Genomic DNA, 1,836 nt, shown 5'->3' on the forward strand with positions numbered 1-1,836 from the left:
AGACTCGGCTTGAACCAGGGCCGGCATGACGGCAACCAACGCGAACAGGAAAAGCCTGGAAACGCCAGAATTCAGGCGGTAAACCATCGTTTTCATGGGGCTGACCTCAGTAATCCTTGTGTTCACGGAAAACACCTTGCTTGCCATTGGCATTAAAAGCGATGACCTGGTAATCGTCCTTCCGGCCGGTTTCCATGCCGGGGGTGCCATGGGGCATGCCCGGCACTGATAGCCCAATCGTATTGAACTGCGGGTCCTCAAGGTAGGCGACGATGTCATTGGCCGGCACATGGCCCTCAATCACCAGGTCTCCGATCAGCGCAGTGTGGCAGGACGCCATATCTCGGGGTACGTCGTACTCTTGCTTGATTTCATTGAGGTTGTCGGTTTCAACGATGCGGGTCTCAAAGCCATTGGCCGCGAGGTGCTCGGCCCAGTCCTGGCAGCAACCGCAATTGGGGCTCTTGTAAATGGTGATGGCCTGAACTGTCTTTCCACTCTCGGCTTGCGCAACCGATGACTGGTCAGATTCGTTGGCCTGGATGGCCAAGGTGGCGCCAGCGCCGATAACGACAGCGGCTATACCCGTATAAAGGGCGAGTTTCATGGTCTTCATGGAAAATCCTCGGTTGGAATCGCTTATATGCAGTGCAGGGCTCGGGGATGCACATGCATCCCCGGCCCATAGCTTCAGTTCATGAGGGTGTCCAAATGGTTATTTGGTGCCGGTGTCTTTGTCTTTCATGCCATCGCCACCATGAGCCTGCATCATCTTCATGCACGCTGCGGTCATGGCTTTACGGTCTTCAGGGGACATATCGGACATCATGTTCATCATCCCCATCATGCCGCCCATACCCTCCGTGCCTTGCGAGGACATCATGCCATTCTGCTCGGAGTGTCCGGCCATCATGCCGGCGCCTTCGCCGTGGGCAACGGCAGAGAAGAGGGCAACACTGCCTGCCAGAACGGCGGCGGTTACGGTAAGCTTGAGTTTTGAATTACGCATTTGATTTACTCCAGTTAAAGTCTCGTTACGGATGGACGGAAGTACGAGACTTTGTTGTAAGAATTAACGTTAAAGAGCTTGCCTCCTAGAGGCAAAAATCCGGGTTAAAACTCAGGAGTGGTGTTCTGGAGGAGGCGTAATAGAGGCCAGGAACGGATCCTGGTAGAAGGTTGATCGTGCGGTCAATACCGGGTGGGAGCCCGTATCGGTAAAACCGATGGAATCCCCCGGTAACAGGGCAACGCTGACGCTGACCCCGCATTTGATCAGCCCACTGGCGCTCGGGCAGGCCATGTCAGGGGCTGAGGAACAATCCGTTTCAGTATCTGTTGAGGAGCCGGCGCTCTCAGCCTGAGCCATCATCATGGAACCACAATCCGGCATCGCAGTGTCCGCGTCGCTGTCCGCTATTTTGGACATAGCCAATGCCGGCCCGCTTATCACCAGAAGCAGTGATAGCAGCGCGGAAATAAATTGGCGGGTTGTTGCGGTCATCCTGATTCCAAGCACCAAGCTGTAAAGGTTCAACGCTGTGACACACAGCTCGTCTTTCAGTTCACCAAATCCTAGCAGTTTTTATTTCAATGATACAACGCCATCGATACCCAAAGGCCCAAGGTGAATTCACTTTGGCCATTCTGATAAAAGCCTTGACCTTAAACCTTGCTTCAACGTTATTTTCTTAAGGAGGCTCTGAATAAGTCTCAAAATCAGCGATAATACGGTCATCGTCAACTGCACAGGATTCGTTGCCACCATGGATCAGATCACCTTCTCCGAAGCCGAGTACCAGACCAAGAAGCGTAAAACCCGCCGCGAGATTTTTC

At 53.4% G+C, this 1,836-nt stretch carries 3 protein-coding genes; all 3 read right to left on the reverse strand.

What is annotated here, in order from left to right:
* Positions 1–106: 106 nt before the first annotated feature.
* The gene (locus JIF53_RS18830) at positions 107–616 is read right to left on the reverse strand and encodes a DUF411 domain-containing protein (RefSeq protein WP_094625678.1); all 510 of its coding nucleotides are present in this window, start codon (positions 614–616) and stop codon (positions 107–109) included.
* 99 nt (positions 617–715) lie between these two features.
* Entirely contained in the window at positions 716–1,009 is a 294-nt protein-coding gene (locus JIF53_RS18835; RefSeq protein WP_094625679.1) for a hypothetical protein, read from the reverse strand.
* A 111-nt stretch (positions 1,010–1,120) separates the two neighbouring features.
* Positions 1,121–1,429 carry a hypothetical protein gene (locus tag JIF53_RS18840; RefSeq protein WP_228285638.1) on the reverse strand — a complete coding sequence of 103 codons (309 nt, stop codon included), beginning with the start codon at positions 1,427–1,429 and terminating at the stop codon, positions 1,121–1,123.
* Between the last annotated feature and the right edge of the window lie 407 nt (positions 1,430–1,836).

Origin of the sequence: Marinobacter sp. bablab_jr008 (assembly GCF_016464145.1) — a bacterium.
Lineage (GTDB): Bacteria > Pseudomonadota > Gammaproteobacteria > Pseudomonadales > Oleiphilaceae > Marinobacter > Marinobacter nauticus.

Excerpts from the sequence above, each read along its gene's own strand:
- JIF53_RS18835 (WP_094625679.1), bottom strand. The coding sequence starts at position 1,009 with ATGCGTAATTCAAAACTCAAGCTTACCGTAACCGCCGCCGTTCTGGCA.
- JIF53_RS18840 (WP_228285638.1), bottom strand. The coding sequence starts at position 1,429 with ATGTCCAAAATAGCGGACAGCGACGCGGACACTGCGATGCCGGATTGT.
- JIF53_RS18830 (WP_094625678.1), bottom strand. The coding sequence starts at position 616 with ATGAAGACCATGAAACTCGCCCTTTATACGGGTATAGCCGCTGTCGTT.